This is a genomic window from Enterobacter sp. TMH.L2 (assembly GCF_050847315.1).
GTDB lineage: Bacteria > Pseudomonadota > Gammaproteobacteria > Enterobacterales > Enterobacteriaceae > Cedecea.
This window is the reverse complement of the sequence record NZ_CP193791.1, coordinates 1,048,176-1,068,236: the sequence shown is the minus strand read 5'-3', so window position 1 is coordinate 1,068,236 and position 20,061 is coordinate 1,048,176. Positions and strand designations below refer to the sequence as shown.

16 protein-coding genes are annotated in these 20,061 nt (G+C 56.0%); 6 read left to right on the top strand and 10 right to left on the bottom strand.

The genetic code is table 11. From position 1 onward, the window contains the following. Position 1: 1 nt before the first annotated feature. From ACREYP_RS05210 to ACREYP_RS05200, 3 genes are read left to right on the top strand one after another with little or no spacing between them, the layout of a single operon-like run. A complete protein-coding gene (locus tag ACREYP_RS05210) occupies positions 2-955 on the top strand; it encodes an ABC transporter permease (protein WP_336819118.1) in 954 nt (317 codons plus the stop codon). A 16-nt stretch (positions 956-971) separates the two neighbouring features. Next, positions 972-2,609 carry an FGGY-family carbohydrate kinase gene (locus tag ACREYP_RS05205; protein WP_498881176.1) on the top strand — a complete coding sequence of 546 codons (1,638 nt, stop codon included), beginning with the start codon at positions 972-974 and terminating at the stop codon, positions 2,607-2,609. Beyond that, positions 2,606-3,205: a KpsF/GutQ family sugar-phosphate isomerase gene (locus tag ACREYP_RS05200; protein WP_008459451.1), complete on the top strand. Its 600-nt coding sequence runs from the start codon at positions 2,606-2,608 to the stop codon at positions 3,203-3,205. The genes ACREYP_RS05205 and ACREYP_RS05200 overlap by 4 nt, the downstream gene beginning before the upstream one ends. 44 nt (positions 3,206-3,249) lie before the next feature. On the opposite strand, the gene glyA is transcribed toward ACREYP_RS05200, so the two are convergent. Continuing rightward, a complete protein-coding gene (glyA, locus tag ACREYP_RS05195) occupies positions 3,250-4,503 on the bottom strand; it encodes a serine hydroxymethyltransferase (RefSeq protein WP_008459452.1) in 1,254 nt (417 codons plus the stop codon). A 328-nt stretch (positions 4,504-4,831) separates the two neighbouring features. Between glyA and hmpA the strand changes: the two genes are divergently transcribed. Then, positions 4,832-6,022 carry an NO-inducible flavohemoprotein gene (gene hmpA, locus ACREYP_RS05190; protein WP_336819117.1) on the top strand — a complete coding sequence of 397 codons (1,191 nt, stop codon included), beginning with the start codon at positions 4,832-4,834 and terminating at the stop codon, positions 6,020-6,022. A 49-nt stretch (positions 6,023-6,071) separates the two neighbouring features. On the opposite strand, the gene glnB is transcribed toward hmpA, so the two are convergent. The 5 genes from glnB to purL form a co-directional block, all read right to left on the bottom strand. Then, the gene (gene glnB / locus ACREYP_RS05185; protein WP_002438074.1) at positions 6,072-6,410 is read right to left on the bottom strand and encodes a nitrogen regulatory protein P-II; all 339 of its coding nucleotides are present in this window, start codon (positions 6,408-6,410) and stop codon (positions 6,072-6,074) included. 66 nt (positions 6,411-6,476) lie between these two features. Beyond that, complete coding sequence (gene glrR, locus ACREYP_RS05180) at positions 6,477-7,814, bottom strand: two-component system response regulator GlrR (RefSeq protein WP_008459460.1); 1,338 nt, start codon at positions 7,812-7,814, stop codon at positions 6,477-6,479. Continuing rightward, on the bottom strand, positions 7,811-8,560 hold the full coding sequence (gene qseG / locus ACREYP_RS05175) for a two-component system QseEF-associated lipoprotein QseG (RefSeq protein WP_442892472.1): 750 nt from the start codon (positions 8,558-8,560) through the stop codon (positions 7,811-7,813). Before qseG ends, glrR begins: the two co-directional genes overlap by 4 nt. A gap of 4 nt (positions 8,561-8,564) precedes the next feature. After that, the gene (locus tag ACREYP_RS05170) at positions 8,565-10,001 is read right to left on the bottom strand and encodes a sensor histidine kinase (protein ID WP_008459462.1); all 1,437 of its coding nucleotides are present in this window, start codon (positions 9,999-10,001) and stop codon (positions 8,565-8,567) included. Positions 10,002-10,650: 649 nt separating this feature from the next. Beyond that, positions 10,651-14,538 (bottom strand): phosphoribosylformylglycinamidine synthase, encoded by a 3,888-nt coding sequence (gene purL / locus ACREYP_RS05165; protein ID WP_336819115.1) that lies wholly within the window; start codon positions 14,536-14,538, stop codon positions 10,651-10,653. Between the two features lie 248 nt (positions 14,539-14,786). Between purL and mltF the strand changes: the two genes are divergently transcribed. Then, the gene (gene mltF / locus ACREYP_RS05160; RefSeq protein WP_336819114.1) at positions 14,787-16,337 is read left to right on the top strand and encodes a membrane-bound lytic murein transglycosylase MltF; all 1,551 of its coding nucleotides are present in this window, start codon (positions 14,787-14,789) and stop codon (positions 16,335-16,337) included. Here the strand turns inward: mltF and tadA are convergent. Next, on the bottom strand, positions 16,228-16,698 hold the full coding sequence (gene tadA / locus ACREYP_RS05155) for a tRNA adenosine(34) deaminase TadA (protein ID WP_286175196.1): 471 nt from the start codon (positions 16,696-16,698) through the stop codon (positions 16,228-16,230). The two genes, mltF and tadA, sit on opposite strands and share 110 nt — an antisense overlap. 96 nt (positions 16,699-16,794) lie before the next feature. Continuing rightward, complete coding sequence (gene yfhb, locus ACREYP_RS05150) at positions 16,795-17,433, bottom strand: phosphatidylglycerophosphatase C (RefSeq protein ID WP_336819113.1); 639 nt, start codon at positions 17,431-17,433, stop codon at positions 16,795-16,797. A gap of 206 nt (positions 17,434-17,639) precedes the next feature. Between yfhb and ACREYP_RS05145 the strand changes: the two genes are divergently transcribed. Next, positions 17,640-18,488 (top strand): MurR/RpiR family transcriptional regulator, encoded by an 849-nt coding sequence (locus tag ACREYP_RS05145; RefSeq protein ID WP_166990418.1) that lies wholly within the window; start codon positions 17,640-17,642, stop codon positions 18,486-18,488. Here the strand turns inward: ACREYP_RS05145 and ACREYP_RS05140 are convergent. Beyond that, positions 18,485-19,042 carry a recombinase family protein gene (locus ACREYP_RS05140; protein ID WP_336819111.1) on the bottom strand — a complete coding sequence of 186 codons (558 nt, stop codon included), beginning with the start codon at positions 19,040-19,042 and terminating at the stop codon, positions 18,485-18,487. The genes ACREYP_RS05145 and ACREYP_RS05140 overlap by 4 nt on opposite strands. A gap of 589 nt (positions 19,043-19,631) precedes the next feature. After that, a complete protein-coding gene (locus ACREYP_RS05135) occupies positions 19,632-20,060 on the bottom strand; it encodes a tail fiber assembly protein (RefSeq protein ID WP_336819108.1) in 429 nt (142 codons plus the stop codon). Position 20,061: the final 1 nt, after the last annotated feature.

Genomic DNA, 20,061 nt, shown 5'->3' with positions numbered 1-20,061 from the left:
GATGAAAACCTTCGCCAGATTTTTACCCGGTGACGCCATCATCCGGCTGCAGTGCGTGATTATTGTGGTGGTTGCCGTGGCGTTTTCGCTGCTGCTGGGCGGGCGCTTCTTTAGCCTCGCCAACTTCCAGTCCATCGGCTCTCAGTTGCCTATTCTTGGCATGCTGGCGCTGGGTATGGGAATGACAATGCTGACCGGCGGGATCAACCTGTCGATTATTGCCGGGGCGAACGCCTGTTCGCTGGTGATGGCGGCCATTATCGTCAGCCACCCGGATAACCCGCTGTTCTTTGCGCTGGCGCTGCTGGCGGGTATTGCCGTGGCGGTGGCTATCGGCACGCTAAACGGCGCGCTGGTCGCCTGGGTCGGTGTTTCGCCTATTCTGGCTACGCTCGGCACCATGACGCTGATTTCCGGCCTCAATATTTTGCTGTCTAACGGTACGGTGATTTCCGGCTTCCCGACGGCAATTCAGTACCTGGGTAACGCCACGCTGCTCGGCATTCCGGTCGCGCTGCTGCTGTTCCTGCTGGTTGCCGTCCTACTCTGGGTATTGCTGGAGCACACCACGCTGGGGCGCAGCCTTTATCTGGTCGGCTCCAACGAACAGGCCACGCGCTTCAGCGGCGTTAACACCGTGCGGGTGCAGATATCGGTGTACGTGATTTCCGCGCTGCTCGGCTGGGTGGCCGCCATTCTGATGATGGCCAAGTTCAACTCCGCCAAAGCCGGGTACGGTGAGTCTTATCTGCTGGTCACCATCCTTGCTTCTGTGCTGGGCGGCATAAACCCGGACGGCGGATTTGGCCGCATTATCGGCCTGGTGCTGGCGCTCATTGTGCTGCAAATGCTGGAAAGCGGCTTTAATTTGCTGGGGATCAGCAGCTATTTGACCATGGCGCTCTGGGGCGCGGTGCTGATCCTCTTTATCGCATTACAGAATCGTAAAGCCTGAGTTCAGGAGAATCATTATGGCGAGTTACTTCATTGGGGTGGATGTAGGGACGGGAAGCGCCCGCGCGGGCGTCTTTGACCTGAATGGCAGAATGGTAGGCGAGGCAAGCCGGGCGATTGAGATTTACCGCCCACAGGCGGACTTCGTTGAGCAATCCTCGGACAATATCTGGCAGGCGGTTTGCAACGCGTTGCGGGATGCGGTTAACCAGGCCGACATTAATCCGATTCAGGTAAAAGGGCTGGGATTCGACGCCACCTGTTCCCTGGTGGTACTGGATAAAGAAGGTAAGCCGCTGACCATCAGCCCTTCAGGGCGCAGCGAACAGAACATCATTGTGTGGATGGATCACCGCGCCATTACCCAGGCCGACAGAATTAATGCCCTGCACCACCGCGTGCTGGACTACGTGGGCGGGATTATTTCCCCGGAAATGCAAACGCCAAAATTGCTCTGGCTTAAACAGCACATGCCGAATACCTGGTCTAATGCCGGTTACTATTTTGACCTCCCGGACTTCCTGACCTGGCGCGCCACCGGGGATGATACTCGCTCGCTCTGCTCCACCGTCTGCAAATGGACCTACATGGGCCACGAAGACAAATGGGACAGCAGCTACTTCCGCCAGATTGGGCTGGAAGATCTTCTGGAGCACGATGCGGAAAAAATTGGCCGCTATGTAAAAACCATGGGGGAGCCACTGGGCCACGGCCTGACGCAGCGCGCCGCAAGCGAGATGGGGCTGATTGCCGGCACCGCCGTCAGCGTCTCGATTATTGACGCCCATGCCGGCACGCTCGGTACGCTCGGCGCCTGCGGCGTTTCGGGCGAAGTGGCAGACTTCGACCGCCGCGTGGCGCTCATCGGCGGCACCTCTACCGGGCATATGGCCATTTCAAAAGAAGCTCGTTTTATTAATGGCGTTTGGGGGCCTTACTACTCCGCCGTGCTGCCGGGCTACTGGCTCAACGAAGGCGGCCAGTCGGCCACCGGAGCGCTTATCGACCATATTATTCAGTCTCATCCGTGCTATGAGACGCTGCTTGCCCAGGCGAAGACTCAGGGGCAAACCATTTACGAACTGCTGAACGCTCTGCTGCGTAAAATGGCCGGGGAGCCGGAAAACATCGCCTTCTTAACGAAGGATATGCACATCCTGCCCTACTTCCACGGCAACCGTTCGCCGCGCGCCAACCCGACGCTAACCGGCGTTATCAGCGGGCTGAAGCTTTCCCGCACGCCGGAAGATATGGCGCTGCAGTACCTGGCGACGATTCAGGCTATCGCACTCGGTACCCGCCATATTATCGAAACCATGAACCACAGCGGCTACACCATCGACACCATCATGGCGAGCGGTGGCGGCACTAAAAACCCTATCTTCGTTCAGGAGCACGCCAACGCCACCGGCTGCGCGATGTTGTTGCCGGAAGAGAGCGAGGCGATGCTGCTGGGCAGCGCGATGATGGGCACGGTGGCGGCGGGCGTGTTTGATTCCTTCCCGGAAGCGATGTCGGTCATGAGCCGCATTGGCAAAACGGTCACGCCGCAGACCAACCGCATCAAGCAGTACTACGACCGCAAATACAAAGTGTTCCATGAGATGTATCTCGACCACATGAAATACCGCCAGCTGATGCAGGAGGAAGCATGAGTCATTCATGGCAGCAGGCCGTCAGCGCTTGGGCAACCTGCAGCCGCGAGCTTGCCGCGCTGGAACAGCATTTAAGCGAGCCGCAGTGGCTCGCCTTGCTGGCCGAACTGAGAAACTGTAAAGGCAAGATTGTGGTCACCGGCGTCGGTACTTCGGGCATCGCCGCGAGGAAAATTGCCCATATGCTGGCCTGCGTCGAACACCCGGCCATTTATCTCAGCGCGACGGACGCGGCACATGGCGATCTGGGTTTTCTCCGTGCGGACGATCTGATGATCATGCTTTCCCGGGGCGGGAATTCCGATGAGCTGACGCGGCTGCTGCCGGGCCTGGCGGCCAGAAACGTCCCGCTCATTAGCGTCACCGAGAACCCGGATTCGGCCATCGCCCAGGCAGCAAGGCTGGTGATTTCTACCGGCGTGAAGCAGGAAATGGATCCGCTGAATATGCTGGCGACCACGTCGATAATTCTGGCGCTGGCGATTTTTGATGCCGCCTGCGCCTGCCTGATGAGCGAGAGCGGGTATTCGAAGGAGACGCTGCTCGCCGTTCATCCCGGCGGGGATGTCGGGCTGACGCTAAGCCAGAAGCAATAAAAAAGGCTCCCGATTGGGAGCCTTTCAACTTTTCAGCTTAACGATTATGCGTAAACCGGGAAGCGAGCACAGATATCCAGCACTTTACCTTTGACGCGCTCAATAACCGCTTCATCATTGATGTTGTCCAGAACGTCACACATCCAGCCAGCCAGCTCTTTCACTTCCGCTTCTTTAAAGCCGCGGCGAGTAACAGCCGGAGAACCGATACGGATACCGGAGGTCACGAACGGGCTCTTCGGATCGTTTGGTACGCTGTTTTTGTTCACGGTGATGTTGGCGCGGCCCAGGGCAGCGTCAGCTTCTTTACCGGTCAGGTTTTTATTAACCAGATCCAGCAGGAACAGGTGGTTTTCAGTCCCGCCGGAAACCACTTTGTAGCCACGGTTCAGGAACACTTCCACCATCGCTTTGGCATTTTTCGCAACCTGCTGCTGGTAAACCTTGAACTCAGGCTCCATCGCTTCTTTCAGCGCCACAGCCTTGGCCGCGATAACGTGCATCAGCGGGCCGCCCTGCGCGCTTGGGAATACGGCAGAGTTCAGTTTCTTGTAGAGATCTTCGTCGCCGCCCTTCGCCAGGATCAGGCCACCGCGTGGACCCGCCAGGGTTTTGTGGGTGGTGGTGGTGACAACGTGTGCGTGTGGCACCGGGTTCGGGTAAACGTCTGCGGCAATCAGGCCCGCAACGTGCGCCATGTCAACGAACAGGTAAGCGCCGATGCTGTCTGCGATTTCGCGCATCTTAGCCCAGTCAACCACGCCGGAGTAGGCAGAGAAGCCGCCGATGATCATCTTCGGCTTGTGCTCTTTAGCCTGCTTCGCCATGTCTTCGTAGTCAATTTTACCTGACTCATCAATACCGTAAGGAATGATGTTGTACAGCTTACCGGAGAAGTTAACCGGGGAGCCGTGAGTCAGGTGGCCGCCCTGCGCCAGGTTCATGCCCAGCACGGTATCGCCCGGCTGCAGCAGCGCGGTGTATACCGCGAAGTTAGCCTGGGAACCGGAGTGTGGCTGCACGTTCGCATAGTCTGCGCCAAACAGCTCTTTTGCACGGTCGATAGCCAGCTGTTCGACGATGTCCACGTACTCGCAACCGCCGTAGTAGCGCTTGCCTGGGTAACCTTCAGCATATTTGTTTGTCAGCTGAGAACCCTGAGCCTGCATCACGCGCGGGCTGGTGTAGTTTTCGGAGGCGATCAGTTCAATGTGCTCTTCCTGACGTACTTTCTCTTGCTCCATGGCCTGCCACAGTTCGGCATCATAATCGGCAATGTTCATTTCACGCTTTAACATTCGCATCTCCTGACTCAGCTAACGGTAAAAATTTTACTGCAATGAGGGGGCCCATTTGGGCGACGGGCAACAGTGTAAACCGAAACCCTTTCGGGTGATAGGGCTTGACAGAGGTTTTTACGCAAACGATTACCCAGGCATGGAATAAGGCTTCAACGCAATAAACCCTGCATCTCTTTGCCGGATATTTCTTCATCAATACTATGCGTATTTTTCACGTTCTGTGAGCTCAGTCGTTAACAACGATAACCCATTTACAACATAAGGCCATTTCTATAAGATGCATTTAAAATGCAATTTATACACTACGCTGTTTATGGAGACCGCCATGCTAGACGCACGAACCATCGCCGTTGTTAAGTCGACCATCCCTCTGCTGGCCGCGACAGGGCCTAAACTTACCGCCCACTTTTATGAGCGCATGTTCAGCCACAACCCTGAGCTGAAAGAGATCTTTAACATGAGCAACCAGCGCAACGGTGACCAGCGTGAAGCGCTGTTCAACGCCATTTGCGCCTATGCTTCCAACATCGAAAATCTGGCCGCCCTGCTGCCCGCGGTAGAGAAAATCGCCCAGAAACACACTACCTTCCAGATTAAACCGGAGCAGTACAACATTGTGGGCGGCCATCTGCTGGCCACGTTAGACGAGCTGTTCAGCCCGGGGCAGGAAGTGCTGGACGCATGGGGAAAAGCCTACGGCGTTCTGGCGCAGGTCTTTATTAACCGTGAATCAGAAATTTACCAGGATAACGCCGCTAAGCAGGGTGGCTGGGAAGGCACGCGTCCCTTCACTATCGTAGAGAAAAAAGAGCAAAGCTCACTGATCGCCAGCTTCGAACTTGCCCCGTTAGACGGCGGCCCGGTGGCAGATTATCAGCCGGGGCAATACCTCGGCGTCTGGCTGAAACCTGTTGGTTTCCCGCATCAGGAAATTCGTCAGTACTCTTTGACCCGCCAGCCGAACGGGAAAAGTTACCGCATTGCCGTGAAGCGTGAAGAGAAAGGTATGGTCTCAAACTGGCTGCACAATCATGCTCAGGCGGGGGATCGGGTGCATCTGGCTTCACCGGCAGGCGACTTCTTTATGGACGTAAAATCCGACACGCCGGTAACGCTGATTTCCGCAGGCGTCGGCCAGACGCCGATGCTCTCGATGCTGGACACGCTGGCGAACGGCGGCCATCAGGCACAGGTCAACTGGCTGCACGCCGCCGAGCACGGGGATGTGCATGCGTTTAGCGAAGAAGTGGCAGGGCTTGGCGCTCAGTTGCCGAAATTTGAAAGCCACGTCTGGTACCGTGAACCCTCCGCAGAGGATCGTGCTCAGGCGCGCTTTGACCGTGAAGGACTGATGAATCTGCTGGAAATCGAAGGGAAGTTAAGCGATCCGGCGATGCAGTTCTATCTCTGCGGCCCGATCAACTTTATGCGTTTTGCGGCGGAACAGCTGGTGAAGATTGGCGTGAATAAAGACAGCATTCACTATGAGTGCTTTGGCCCGCACAAGGTGATGTAGTTTAGTAAGACTGCCCCTCTCCCTTCCCGGGAGAGGGGAAAAATCTAAATCAAATCGCCGCGTCGTCTTCTTCGCCGGTACGAATACGCACCACGCGCGCCACATCAAACACGAAAATCTTACCGTCACCGATCTTGCCGGTCTGGGCCGTGCGGATAATGGTGTCCACGCAGGTATCAACGATATCGTCGGTCACCACAATTTCAATTTTTACTTTTGGCAGAAAGTCCACCATGTACTCGGCACCGCGGTACAGCTCGGTATGCCCTTTCTGACGGCCAAAACCTTTGACTTCCGTCACCGTCATGCCGGTAATGCCCACTTCAGCCAGCGCTTCGCGCACATCATCCAGTTTGAAAGGTTTAATAATCGCATCAATTTTTTTCATGGTATTACCGGTGTCCCCGCGCGGCGTTTTGTACTGTTAGTAATCGGTTGCTCACACTACCACAGCCTACTCTTTAAAGTCATTGGCCTCGAGTTCATGCCTGGCCAGTAATTTATAGAATTCGGTTCGGTTACGCCCCGCCATGCGTGCGGCATGGGTGACATTTCCTTTGGTAATTTGCAGCAGCTTACGCAGATAGTTTAGTTCGAACTGGTTACGGGCTTCGACAAATGTCGGCAAGGCGGTGTTTTCGCCTTCCAGCGCCTGCTCCACCAGCGCTTCGCCAATCACCGGGGCTGAGGTCAGCGCCACGCACTGCTCAATCACGTTCACTAGCTGACGTACGTTGCCAGGCCAGCTTGCGGTCATCAACCGCTTCATGGCGTCGGTGGAGAAACTCCGAACGAAAGGTTTGTGCCTGTCGGCGGACTGGCGTAACAAATGATTCGCCAGCAGCGGAATATCTTCGGCACGTTCATGCAACGCAGGAATTTTCAGGTTCACAACGTTGAGGCGGTAGAAGAGGTCTTCACGAAACTCCCCGCGCTCCATCGCTTTCGGCAAGTCCCGGTGCGTGGCGGAGATAATCCGCACGTCGATGTCCAGATCGCGGTTGCTGCCCAGCGGGCGAACTTTTCGCTCCTGCAAAACGCGCAGCAGCTTAACCTGCAGCGGGATAGGCATATCGCCGATCTCATCCAGAAATAGCGTTCCACCTTCTGCCGCCTGGAACAGGCCTTCGCGGCTGCTCACCGCCCCGGTAAAGGCTCCGCGAGCGTGGCCGAACAGCTCTGACTCAAGCAACTGTTCAGGCAGCGCGCCACAGTTGATAGCGATAAACGCTTTTTTGCTGCGCGGGCTGGCGTTGTGTATCGCCTGGGCCAGAATCTCTTTCCCGGTGCCGCTTTGGCCGTTAATCAACACGCTGACGTCCGACTGCGCCACCATGCGTGCCTGCTCGAGTAAACGCTGCATAATCGGGCTGCGGGTCACAATGGTGTCGCGCCACATGTCATCGCCAGCGATGACGGTATGCTCAAGCGCGTTGTCGATGGCCTGATAAAGTGCGTCTCTGTCCACCGGTTTGGTGAGGAAACTGAATACACCCTGCTGGGTCGCCGCCACCGCGTCAGGAATAGAACCGTGCGCAGTCAGGATGATCACCGGCATCCCCGGCTGGCCTTTTTGGATCTCCGCGAACAGCGCCATGCCGTCCATTTCGTCCATCCTGAGATCGCTTATCACCAGGTCGATTTTTTCCCGTGCCAGGACTTTCAGCCCCTCAGCCCCGCTTTCAGCCGTGGTGACCGTATAGCCCTCGCTCGACAGGCGCATTCCCAGCAGCTTTAACAGGCCGGGATCATCATCCACTAATAGTAAGCGCGCGGGTTTCCTTTGCGTCATGGTTTTGCCTCCGGCTGCGATTTGTTTGAAGCGCCGCTATCGTCGTCGTCATTGTCATCCGTGCTGTGCGTGCCGGGCACCAGATTGCTTCCCGGCTTGCGGCTGGAAAGCTGACGCTCAATGTCGGTCAGATTTTCCAGCTTGCGCGTAGTGAGATCGAGCTGGCTGCGAAGGCGCTGCTGCTGCTCCCGCAGCGTATCCAGCTCGCCGTCGGTTGACTGCTGCAGCTTGCTGTAGCGCGTGCGCTCATCCGAGAGTTTAAGCTGAGACTGTTGCCCGTCGCGCCAAATCTCAAACAGAGAACGTACCTGCACAGGCACTTCGCTGGTCATGGTGTCGAGCTGGGTCATGTAGCGGCGGCGCTCGGTCGGGGTAATTTTAGCCGTAGACAGCAAAATGCCGCGCTTAAACGTGTCCTGCCAGGTTTCTGCTGGCCACTGGCGGGCTTCCGCGCGGGCTTCTGCCGGTGACAGGCGCTGGGCGCAATCCATACCGCGAAGCCAGTAAAGCGGGTTACTGCTGACGTCATGCCCCGTGAGATCCCATATTTCGGTGCAGTCCGTGGACAGGTAATCAGGGATTTGTTGTTCTGGAATATGCGGTTTGTGGGCCTCATCCAGGCTGCTGGACACCCTTGCGGGGGCGCAGCCTGTCAACAGCGTCGCGCCAACCAGCGCCCCAGATACCCAGCAAATCAGGCGAGTCAAAGACCCGCGGCGCGGTTCACGCAATAAAAGTACTTTCATCGTTTTAATCATTCTCAGGGAAAACCGGTAATTCGATACGGAAGCACACTTCCGCGCTGTTAGCGTTGATCAGGCTAAGTTTTCCGTGCATACGTCGAATGCAATCCCTGGCGATACTTAACCCCAGCCCACTTCCCTTTACGGAGCCCTTCCGCTGGTGGCTACCCTGGAAGAAAGGCTCAAAAATCATCTCTTGTTCCGTGGCCGGAATCGGCTCGCCGGTATTCGCGACCTCAATGTACAGTATCGCGCCCACCTGCAAACTCCGGAGATAAATGGTACCGGATTCACTGCCATAGTGCACCGCATTGGAGTAGAGATTATCCAGTACGCTCATCAGCAGCGTCGCCTCTGCGAGGCAGGCTTTTGGGCTCAATTGAATGTCGGTATGCATCATTTTAGCCCTCGCCGGCAGACTGTGGGCAGAGATAACCATCTCCACAATCGGGGCCAGTTCGACCCTTTCCAGCGTTACCGTTCCGTCCGCCAGCTTGCGGTTATAGTCCAGCAGTTGTTCAATCAGCTTTTGCAGGTGGCGGCTGCTGTTGTCCAGAATAGCGACGACCTCTTTTTGGTCGGCATTGAGCGGCCCGGCAACCTGGTCAGCAAGCAGTTCAGTCCCCTCTCTCATACTGGCGAGCGGCGTTTTTAATTCATGGGAAAGATGGCGGAGGAACTCGTGGCGCTGAGATTCAAGCCAGGACAGGCGTTCGCTTAACCAGACAATGCGCTGCCCAACGGAACGCAGCTCACGCGGCCCTTTAAAGACCTCGCTGTTGCCGAGCAAACGCCCTTCCCCCAGCCGGTTAATCATCCGTTCGATGCCTTTAACCGGGCCGATAATCATGCGGGTGAAGATGATGACCAGCCCCAGGCTGAGCAGAAACAGCACCAAGGCCTGCCAGCCGAAGAACTGGCCTCGCTCAGCAATTTCCTGCTGCAGCTGCTGTCCACGAGAGAACACCACCGCCCGCGTGGCCTGCACCATTTCTGCATTGGTTGAGGCGAATTGTTCCAGTTGGTTTGCCGCAGGCGCTTCCGGCCCGCTGTTTTTACATTTGAGTTCAGCCAGATCGCTCAAAGACTGGCTGAGTGATTGGTAGAGTTTCGGATCGGGTAATACGGAGGCGTGGGCTTCAAGCATTTGAGCATAGCGCTGACGCTGCCCCTGATACAGCTGGGCAAGGCGTGAGTCATCGAGCACGCAATATTGACGGTAGCTCCGCTCCATTTCCAATGCGACATTAGTCATCGCTTCACTGCGGCGGGCATCGGTCAACGTGGTGCGGTTGGTCAACGCGGCCTGAGCGCTCAGGGCGTTAAGGCTTTGCCACGCCTGCCACGCAAGCACCAGCAGCGGTACGAGCACCAATAAAAAGGCCATCATGACAAGCTGGCGCAAAGATCGAGGGAAAAAATGCCACTGGTTCAATAGCTTCATCTCACATTACCTGTATGACACGATGCTAGCCGCGATTGCGCGTGGTGGAAAGGTGCGATTCCCGGAAACAACAAAGGCAGGGTCAAAAACCCTGCCTTTGTTTAGGAATTAGGCGGCGCCTTACTCAACGTTTCGCCCGGAGCATGATAAGCCGAAAGGCATTTATCAAAAATCGGACGGCAGGCACCTTTTTGTGCGTCATTCGGCGGTTTATGTAGTCTGTCTGAAAAGACGCTGACATAAGAGATTGAATGAGCCACTGAGCGTTATTAAGCAGATATCATGCCAACTTTACAAGTTTAAATTTAACTAATTGTTTTAAATATAATTAAGAAGGAATGCAGGAGGATATATTGTGCGTATTTTTTGTTCTCTATGTCGCCATTTCACAACACTCTTTAACCCGCTCAATCACATCATTAAAAATCAATGAGTTAAATGTCTCTTTTTGACGACACTTTAAAAGTGAAGGTGTCGGGGTTTAGTGACAAAAAAAGCCCCTCACCCTGGCCCTCTCCCCAAAGGGGAGAGGGCACTGGATCGGAGCCTGTCTGCTGTTTTCCCACCCTCTAAAAGCCAGGGGACTGGATCGGAGCCTGCCTGCTGTTTTCCCCCTCTCCCTTTAGGGAGAGGGTCGGGGTGAGGGTAATCAGCCCAGTTGCTTACGTGCGTTGCGGAAAATACGCATCCACGGGCTGTCTTCGCCCCACTCTGCCGGGTGCCAGGAATTACTCACGGTACGGAACACACGCTCAGGGTGCGGCATCATGATGGTCACGCGCCCGCTTTCGTTGCTCACCGCGGTGATGCCGTTCGGCGAACCGTTCGGGTTAGCCGGGTAGGTTTCGGTCACGTTCGCGAAGTTATCCACAAAGCGCAGCGCCACCAGCCCTTTGCTTTCAAGCGCGGCGAGATGAGCGGCATCACGCACTTCCACACGACCTTCGCCGTGAGAAACCGCGATAGGCATATGGGAACCGGCCATGCCCTGCAGCAGCAGCGACGGGCTGGAGGTCACCTCAACCAGGCTGAAGCGCGCTTCAAAGCGATCGGACTGGTTACGCACGAAGCGCGGCCACAAATCACTGCCTGGGATCAGCTCACGCAGGTTAGACATCATCTGGCAGCCATTACAAACGCCAAGCGCCAACGTTTCCGGGCGATGGAAGAAGGTTTCAAACTCATCGCGCACGCGAGCGTTGAACAGGATGGACTTCGCCCAGCCTTCACCCGCGCCCAGCACGTCACCATAAGAGAAGCCGCCGCACGCCACCAGCGTATGGAAGCTTTCCAGCCCGGTACGGCCCGCCAGCAGGTCGCTCATATGCACGTCGATGGCGTCAAAGCCCGCACGGTGGAAGGCGGCCGCCATCTCAACGTGGGAGTTAACGCCCTGCTCACGCAGGATGGCCACTTTAGGACGAGCGCCCGTCGCGATAAACGTCGCAGCAATATCTTCTTTGATATCGAAGCTCAGCTTCACGTTCAGGCCAGGATCGTTATCGTTCGCCTTGGCGTTGTGCTCTTCATCCGCGCAGTCTGGGTTGTCGCGCAGACGCTGCATCTGCCAGGTAGTTTCTGCCCACCACATACGCAGCGTGGTTCGGCTTTCGCTGAACACAGCGTGCCCGTTAGCGCTAATAGTGAAGCGGTCGCCTTCGACAGCTTTACCGAGGTAATGCACGCAGTCAGCCAGGCCATGCTTAGCCAGCAGCGCCTCAACGGCTGCACGATCCTCAGCGCGAACCTGGATCACGCCACCCAGCTCTTCGTTAAACAATGCGGCCAGGCGATCGTTACCGAGACCGGCGATATCAACCTCAACGCCGCAGTGGCCGGTAAAGGCCATTTCCGCCAGCGTCACCAGCAGCCCACCGTCGGAACGGTCGTGCCAGGCCAGCAGTTTGCGATCCGCCACCAGTGTCTGCATTGCGTCCCAGAAACCTTTCAGTTGCTCAACGCTGCGAACGTCCGCAGGCTTGTCGCCCAGTTGGCGGTAAACCTGGGACAGCGCGGTCGCGCCCATCGAGTTATGGCCTTTGCCTAAATCGATCAGCAGCAGGGCGTTGTCTTCGGTGCTCAGCTGCGGCGTCACGGTGCCACGCACGTCTTCCACGCGGGCAAACGCGGTGATCACCAGCGACAACGGAGAGGTCATCTCGCGCTGCTCGTTACCTTCCTGCCAGCGGGTTTTCATCGACATGGAGTCTTTACCCACCGGGATGGTGATCCCGAGAGCCGGGCAAAGTTCTTCGCCAACGGCCTTCACCGCTTCATACAGGCCGGCATCTTCGCCAGGGTGACCGGCTGCGGCCATCCAGTTTGCGGAGAGTTTAATGCGCTTCAGGGAGCCAATTTGGGTCGCGGCGATGTTCGTTAAGGCTTCGCCCACGGCCAGACGACCGGATGCCGCGAAGTCCAGCAGGGCCACCGGCGCACGTTCACCGATAGACATCGCTTCGCCGTAGTAGCTGTCCAGGCTGGCGGTAGTCACCGCGCAGTTGGCGACTGGGATCTGCCACGGGCCAACCATCTGATCGCGGGACACCATGCCGGTTACCGTGCGGTCGCCGATGGTCACGAGGAAGGTTTTTTCAGCCACGGTCGGCAAGTGCAGAACGCGCTTCACCGCATCGGCAATAGAAATTTCGCTGCTGTTGAAGGCATCGCCTTTGGCTTTCAGCGTCTCAACGTTACGCTCCATCTTCGGCGTTTTGCCCAGCAGCACGTCCAGCGGCATGTCGATAGGCTGGTTATCAAAGTGGCTGTCGTTGAGCGTCAGATGCTGTTCGGTGGTGGCTTCACCAATCACCGCATACGGCGCACGCTCGCGGCGGCAAAGTTCATCAAACAGCGGCAGTTGCTCTGGCGCAACGGCCAGCACATAGCGCTCCTGAGATTCGTTACACCAGACTTCGAGCGGGCTCATGCCCGGTTCGTCGTTAAGAATATCGCGCAGCTCGAAGCGGCCACCGCGTCCGCCATCGCTGACCAGCTCAGGCATGGCGTTAGACAGGCCACCCGCGCCAACATCGTGGATAAACAGGATTGGGTTGTCGTCGCCCATCTGCCAGCAGCGGTCGATCACTTCCTGGCAGCGGCGCTCCATTTCAGGGTTGTCGCGCTGCACGGAAGCAAAATCTAAATCCGCATCGGACTGGCCGGAAGCCATTGACGAAGCCGCCCCGCCGCCCAGGCCGATGTTCATTGCCGGGCCGCCCAGCACAATCAGCTTCGCGCCAGGGGTGATTTCGCCCTTCTGGACGTGGTCGGCGCGGATGTTGCCGATCCCGCCCGCAAGCATGATAGGTTTGTGGTAACCGCGCAGCTCCACGCCGTTGTGGCTGTTCACCTGCTCTTCATAGGTACGGAAGTAGCCGGTCAGCGCCGGGCGGCCAAATTCGTTGTTAAACGCCGCCCCGCCCAGAGGGCCTTCGGTCATGATATCCAGCGCGGTAACGATGCGGTCTGGCTTGCCGAAATCCTGCTCCCACGGCTGTTCAAAGCCCGGAATACGCAGGTTAGACACGGAGAAGCCCACCAGGCCTGCTTTTGGCTTCGCGCCACGCCCGGTCGCGCCTTCGTCGCGGATTTCACCGCCTGAGCCGGTTGCCGCGCCCGGCCACGGAGAGATAGCGGTCGGGTGGTTGTGGGTTTCAACCTTCATCAGGATATGCGCGTCTTCCTGGTGGAAGTCATAGCGCCCTGCTTCACGGTCGGCGAAGAAGCGGCCGACGGCGGAACCTTCCATCACCGCCGCGTTGTCTTTATAGGCAGACAGCACGTAATCCGGCGTTTTCTCGAAGGTGTTTTTGATCATTTTGAACAGCGACTTCGGCTGCTTCTGCCCGTCAATAATCCAGTCGGCGTTAAAGATCTTATGGCGGCAGTGCTCGGAGTTCGCCTGAGCAAACATATACAGTTCAATGTCGTTCGGGTTGCGGCCAAGCTTGTTGAACGCATCCTGCAGGTAGTCGATTTCGTCTTCCGCCAGCGCGAGGCCAAGGCGAATGTTCGCTTCCACCAGCGCATCGCGCCCTATCCCGAGCAGATCAACGCTCTGCACCGGGGCCGGCTGCTGCTGGGTAAACAGCTGCTGTGCATCGTTCAGAGAGGTAAACACGCTCTCCATCATGCGGTCGTGCAGCAGAGCGGCAACGTCCTGCAACTGCTCAGCGGTCAGCGTGCTGCCGGTAACATACCAGGCCACACCGCGCTCAAGGCGTTTAATCTGCGGCAGGTCACAGTTGTGGGCGATATCGGTAGCTTTTGAAGACCAGGGGGAGATGGTGCCAGGGCGCGGAGTCACCAACAGCAGGGTGCCTTCCGGCGCATGCTCTGCGAGGGTTGGACCATATTTCAACAGCCGCTGCAGGCGGGCAAGCTCGTCAGCGTTCAGCGGCGCCTCAAGGTCGGCAAAATGAACATACTCGGCATAAATATCGCTTACCGGGAGGTGAGCATCGTTGAAACGGGCCAGGAGTTTGTTAATACGAAATGCTGAAAGAGCAGGCGAACCACGCAGAATTTCCATCATTAAAGATCTCTCGTCTTCAGGGCGAAGGGGGGAAAACGGGCGTCATTATAGAGAATCCTCCGCCGCGACGAAACCGTTTGCGTAGAAATAACAGCAGAAGTTTTTATTGCACGAAAAGTAAACGATATATTCTTAAAAGTTGCTTACTGGCGTTTTCTTACGCAAAATGCGCCTCATTCACTCACGGGGTTCAGACAAATCATGGTTATTGTTGGCTAAGGCTCATCCTGCTGCAGAATGTTATCTATTTGAAAAGAATAAAGATTAATTATCTGCTTATCGGTATCGTCACCTTGTTGCTGGCAGTGGCTTTATGGCCCTCCATTCCAGGTTTCAATCAGGCCGAAAACCGTATCGCCGCGATCAAAGCGCGGGGGGTTTTGCGCGTCAGTACCATTTCATCGCCGCTGACCTGGACGATGATTAACGGCAAGGCAACGGGCCTCGATTACGAACTCGCAAAACAGTTTGCAGACTACCTGGGCGTGAAGCTGTTAGTGGTCGTGCGGCCAAACATTAACGAGCTGTTTGATGACCTGGACAACGACAACACCGACCTGCTCGCCGCCGGCCTGGTGTATAACTCTCGCCGCAGCAGCGACTACCAGGCGGGCCCAACTTATTATTCCGTTTCGCAGCAGATGGTCTATCGCGTGGGTAGCCCGCGCCCCAAATCTCTCGGCGGCGTCAAGCCATCGCAGCTGGTGCTCTCTTCTGGCCAGGCGGTGGTGAGCGATCTGCAAAAGCTAAAAGACGCTCAGTACCCCGACCTGAGCTGGAGCATTGACGCCAAACAAACCAGCAACCAGCTCTTGCAGCAGGTGATTGACGGCAATATCGCGTTTACCATCTCAGACTCCATCGCCATCAGTCTTTTCCAGCGCGTGCATCCCCAACTGGCCGTTGCCCTGGACGTCACGGATGAACAACCGGTCACCTGGTTCTCTAAACGCGATGGCGACGACAGCATGAGCGCCGCGCTGCTCGATTTCTATAATAAGATCAGCAGCGACGGCACGCTGGCAAGGGTTGAGGAGAAATACCTGGGCCATATTGGCGATTTTGATTACGTCGATACCCGAACCTTCCTGAACGCGGTGGATGCCGTTTTGCCGGAACTCCAGCCGCTGTTTGAAAAGTACTCCGACGACATTGACTGGCCGCTGCTGGCTGCCATTTCCTATCAGGAATCCCACTGGGATACTCACGCGACTTCGCCGACGGGCGTGCGCGGGTTAATGATGCTGACAAAAAATACGGCCCAAAGCCTCGGCATCACCGACAGGCTGGACGCCGAACAGAGCATCAGCGGCGGCAGCCGGTATCTGAAAGATATGATGAGCAAGGTCCCGGCCACGGTACCGGAGTACGAGCGTATCTGGTTCGCGCTGGCGGCCTATAACATGGGCTATGCCCACATGCTGGATGCCCGTCAGCTAACGGCCAAACAGAAAGGCAACCCGGACAGCTGGGCCGATGTGAAAACACGCCTGCCGTTGCTGAGCCTGAAGCCTTATTACAGCAAAACGACCTATGGATATGCTCGTGGACACGAGGCTTATGCGTATGTAGAAAACATCCGCAAGTATCAGCTAAGTCTGGAAGGGTATTTGCAGGAGAAACAGAAGAAGGCGATCCAGGCTGATAAATTTGCCGAGGCCTACCCTGCGGTTGCCCCGGTGGAGCTGACTAGTCCGTCTTACGGGCCTTTTCCTTTAGGGCCTTTTTCTCCAGGCGACGAGCACGAAAAAAATCGCTCAGCATGGCTGAGCACTCTGTCGCGAGCACCCCTTCACTGACCTGCACCTGATGGTTCATGCCGGGGTGGCCGAGTACGTCCATCAGCGAGCCTATCGCCCCGGTTTTAGCGTCACGCGCCCCAAACACTAAATGGCCAATGCGGCTATGCACCATCGCCCCCGCGCACATGACGCAAGGTTCGAGCGTTACATAGAGCGTGGTATCCAGCAGACGGTAATTTTGCAGTACCAGACCGCCCTGACGCAGCGCCATGATCTCCGCGTGAGCCGTAGGATCGTGGCGACCTATCGGGCGATTCCAGCCTTCACCTATGACCTGATTATTGTGTACCAGCACCGCACCGACGGGCACTTCGCCTTCATCCCAGGCTCGTTGAGCGAGGGTCAGGGCGTGGCGCATCCAGTGTTCATGGGTAAATTCTGTGTCTGACACAATGCTCTCCGCGGCAAAAGTGGGCGGCGCATTATACACACCGCTTAACGGATTCAAAACGCCTCACTCAAGCTGCTGCAGTTCCCCCTGAGGCGTGACGCGCCAGCGGTGCTCGCAGAAATAGAGTAAGGGATTATCCTGATGGCTGTCGCTGTAGCCGCTGTAAAGCCGCAGCGGCGCGCCAAGATGCTGCTCCAGCTGAACCACTTTCTCATGGCCCAGACAGCGCAGGGTCAATATCCAGCCGCCGTGAGCCCGTGCAATCTGGCTGGCAATCACTTTGACCTCCGGCAGCCACGGCGTATCAAAATAGACTTTTTCCACCAGCGGCTGCGGTGAACCGGTAATCAACCAGACGTCGGCATCCGGGCTGTGCAGATAATCCGTGAGGCGCTGCTGGACGACGGGAAATGCCCTCACCTTCTGCCGGAACCAGGCGACAAACTCGTTTTGTAGCCGCTGAAGCCGGGCCTCGCTGCGCCCAAACGTGATGCCCCATAACAGCAGGCTCATCGGCTGGCGGGCCGCGCTGCCTTTGATCAGCATCATGCCGCCAATCAGCGGCAACAAGATAATAACCAACGGCACGTTCAGCGGCAGGCGGCGCAGGAGATAAAACAGGAAGCTGCCGAACATGTCCTGCTGATGCAGAGTGCCATCCAGGTCAAAAAAGACGACGCGGCGCGGGTGATGAGGTGTCAATTCAGGCTCCTTTTGGACTCGCGTTCACGAAACAACGCCAGCTAAAGCCTAACAGATAGCCCCGCGATTTTCCGCGTGCCTTACTGGCTGGCAGGTTGAACACAACAGAATATTTAATTCGGCAACATTGCTCTATAATGGAATTTATAATTCGCTCAAATGCTTACCAGAGCAAGTCGTTATCAGAAGTGCCGCCCGGAGGTGAAATGAACTGTTTACTGCGCATTCGAAGCCGTTACGCCATGCTGGCCCAGAGTGACCGCAAGCTGGCCGACTTTTTGCTCGCTGAGCCCGATCGCGCACGCCACCTCAGTTCACAGCAGCTGGCGGAAGAAGCCGGTGTCAGCCAGTCCAGCGTCGTAAAATTCGCGCAGAAACTGGGGTTCAAAGGCTTCCCGGCAATGAAACTGGCGATCAGCGAAGCGCTGGCGAGCGGTCAAAATCCTAACTCTGTCCCGGTTCATAACCAAATTTTAGGTGACGATCCGCTGAGGCTTGTTGGGGAAAAATTGATTAAAGAGAATATCGCGGCGATGCACGCCACGCTGGATATTAATGCGGAAGATAAATTGCTGGCGAGCGTTTCGCTGCTGCGCAATGCGCGGCGCGTGCTGCTCGTGGGAATAGGCGCCTCTGGCCTGGTGGCGAAGAATTTCTCGTGGAAGTTGATGAAGATTGGTATTCACGCTGTCGCCGAGCAGGATATGCATGCCCTGCTGGCAACCGTGCAGGCGATGACGCCGGAAGACGTGCTGCTCGCTATTTCATACTCGGGCGAGCGCCGTGAGATCAATCTGGCCGCCGATGAAGCGCTGAACACCGGGGCGAAAATCCTCGCGATTACCGGCTTCACGCCTAACGCCCTGCAGCAGCGCGCCAGCCTGTGCCTGTATACCATTGCGGAAGAACAGGCCACGCGCAGCGCCGCAATTTCCTCTACCAGCGCCCAGATGATGTTGACCGATCTGCTGTTTATGGCCCTGGTTCAACAGGACCTGGAAAACGCGCCGGAGCGGATCCGCCAGAGCGAGGCGCTGGTGAAGAAGCTGGTTTAGGATTTCGCATTTGCCGGAAATTTTTTATACAGCGTAGAGACGCCGACATCGTAAATAATCGCCACCTGCTGCCTTGTTTCTCCGGCAGCAATTAGCCTCCCGGCCTGTGCCCATTGCGTTGCCGACAGTTTAGGCCGACGCCCGCCAATTCGCCCTTCCGCTCTGGCCGCCGCCAGTCCTGCCCGGGTTCTTTCGACGATAAGCTCGCGTTCCATCTCAGCCAAAGCGCCCATCACGTGAAAGAAAAATCGCCCCATTGGCGTGGAGGTATCAATGCTGTCCGTCAGGCTTCGGAAGTTAATCCCCCGCGTACGCAGTTCCTCAATCAGCGAAACAAGGTGACGCATGCTGCGCCCAAGCCGGTCCAGCTTCCAGACGACCAACGTGTCGCCTTCGCTCAGCGTTCTGAATACCTTTTTTAACCCCGGCCTGTCCGCCGTTTTACCGCTGATTTTATCCTCAAAAATCAGCTCACATCCTGCACACTCCAGCGCATTTTTCTGCAGCGCAGTATTTTGGTCATTTGTTGACACCCTGACATAGCCTACCAGCATGACGTTTTGCCTCACAAAAGGCTGAGAGCATGCCACGGCGCGGCAGGATGTGCATTTTCTTAAAGGTTGGTTTGGGGAATGCGAAGTTTGTCACTAGCCGGGGGAGCAACGTTAATGGCGATTGGACTATCTGGTCAGATGGTTCTATTGAGCTGAGTGGCTATAATTCCACTATTGTCGATGGTCTTGCGACCGTTATTTTTCCTATAACCTTACCCAAAGTGGCTATGAATATATCCACTGCTGAACATTTGAGTTTTGATCTCGGGTCATCAGTTCAGCAACTGCATGTTTCTATGGTTGTAGACAACACAATAACAACCAGCGGATTTAAAGCTCGTTGTCAATTTATAAGTGGCGGCCCATCAGGATATGGTTTTTCCTGGCGAGTTCACTGCCCATCCAATTAATGAAGGGATCACTATGCGTTACTTCAATTCTACTACAATGACTGAAGCTTTACCTGGTATACATGATATTACAGGTGCGGTTTCGCTGTCGGATGATAATTGGTTCTTTACGTCATCATCTATGCCCCAAGGAAAGATGCTCGCAGTTAATGAAAACGGCGAGCCCATATTAATTGATGCTACTGATTCGGGACAGTAGGCCATTCAATATCTGGTGCGCTGGAAGTATCAATAGCTTCAAGCGCATCGAGACAATCAAGCCAAACGTTATATTGCGCCTTTTCAATCTCTTTCAAGCGGCCCATAGCCACTTTACCGGGCCATTGTTTATTGTTTATGTATTCATTGACCCGATCAATTAGTGATTGTTTCTCTGCTTCCGCAATAGCAACCAGTTGCTCATAATTCGGGGGAGGGATATTAGTCCATGCAGGATAGCCATCATCACCCGCAACTCTTATTTTTCCCTCTGGTGGTTTCTGAAACTCGGCAAATGTTTCTTCGTCGATTTCTACATTGGACTCAGGCCACAATCCATTTGCAGTGTATCCGTCTTTCAATGGAACAGGATAAAAAGCATTCGTTTTTGCATCATAAATATATTTCATG

Bases quoted from the DNA above. Each gene is read 5' to 3' on its own strand.
- glrR (WP_008459460.1), bottom strand. From the start codon at position 7,814: ATGACGCAAAGGAAACCCGCGCGCTTACTATTAGTGGATGATGATCCC.
- ACREYP_RS05210 (WP_336819118.1), top strand. From the start codon at position 2: ATGAAAACCTTCGCCAGATTTTTACCCGGTGACGCCATCATCCGGCTG.
- ACREYP_RS05145 (WP_166990418.1), top strand. From the start codon at position 17,640: ATGAACTGTTTACTGCGCATTCGAAGCCGTTACGCCATGCTGGCCCAG.
- glnB (WP_002438074.1), bottom strand. From the start codon at position 6,410: ATGAAAAAAATTGATGCGATTATTAAACCTTTCAAACTGGATGATGTG.
- qseG (WP_442892472.1), bottom strand. From the start codon at position 8,560: ATGAAAGTACTTTTATTGCGTGAACCGCGCCGCGGGTCTTTGACTCGC.
- ACREYP_RS05205 (WP_498881176.1), top strand. From the start codon at position 972: ATGGCGAGTTACTTCATTGGGGTGGATGTAGGGACGGGAAGCGCCCGC.
- purL (WP_336819115.1), bottom strand. From the start codon at position 14,538: ATGATGGAAATTCTGCGTGGTTCGCCTGCTCTTTCAGCATTTCGTATT.
- ACREYP_RS05140 (WP_336819111.1), bottom strand. From the start codon at position 19,042: ATGCTGGTAGGCTATGTCAGGGTGTCAACAAATGACCAAAATACTGCG.
- ACREYP_RS05170 (WP_008459462.1), bottom strand. From the start codon at position 10,001: ATGAAGCTATTGAACCAGTGGCATTTTTTCCCTCGATCTTTGCGCCAG.
- ACREYP_RS05135 (WP_336819108.1), bottom strand. From the start codon at position 20,060: ATGAAATATATTTATGATGCAAAAACGAATGCTTTTTATCCTGTTCCA.
- hmpA (WP_336819117.1), top strand. From the start codon at position 4,832: ATGCTAGACGCACGAACCATCGCCGTTGTTAAGTCGACCATCCCTCTG.
- tadA (WP_286175196.1), bottom strand. From the start codon at position 16,698: ATGCGCCACGCCCTGACCCTCGCTCAACGAGCCTGGGATGAAGGCGAA.
- glyA (WP_008459452.1), bottom strand. From the start codon at position 4,503: ATGTTAAAGCGTGAAATGAACATTGCCGATTATGATGCCGAACTGTGG.
- ACREYP_RS05200 (WP_008459451.1), top strand. From the start codon at position 2,606: ATGAGTCATTCATGGCAGCAGGCCGTCAGCGCTTGGGCAACCTGCAGC.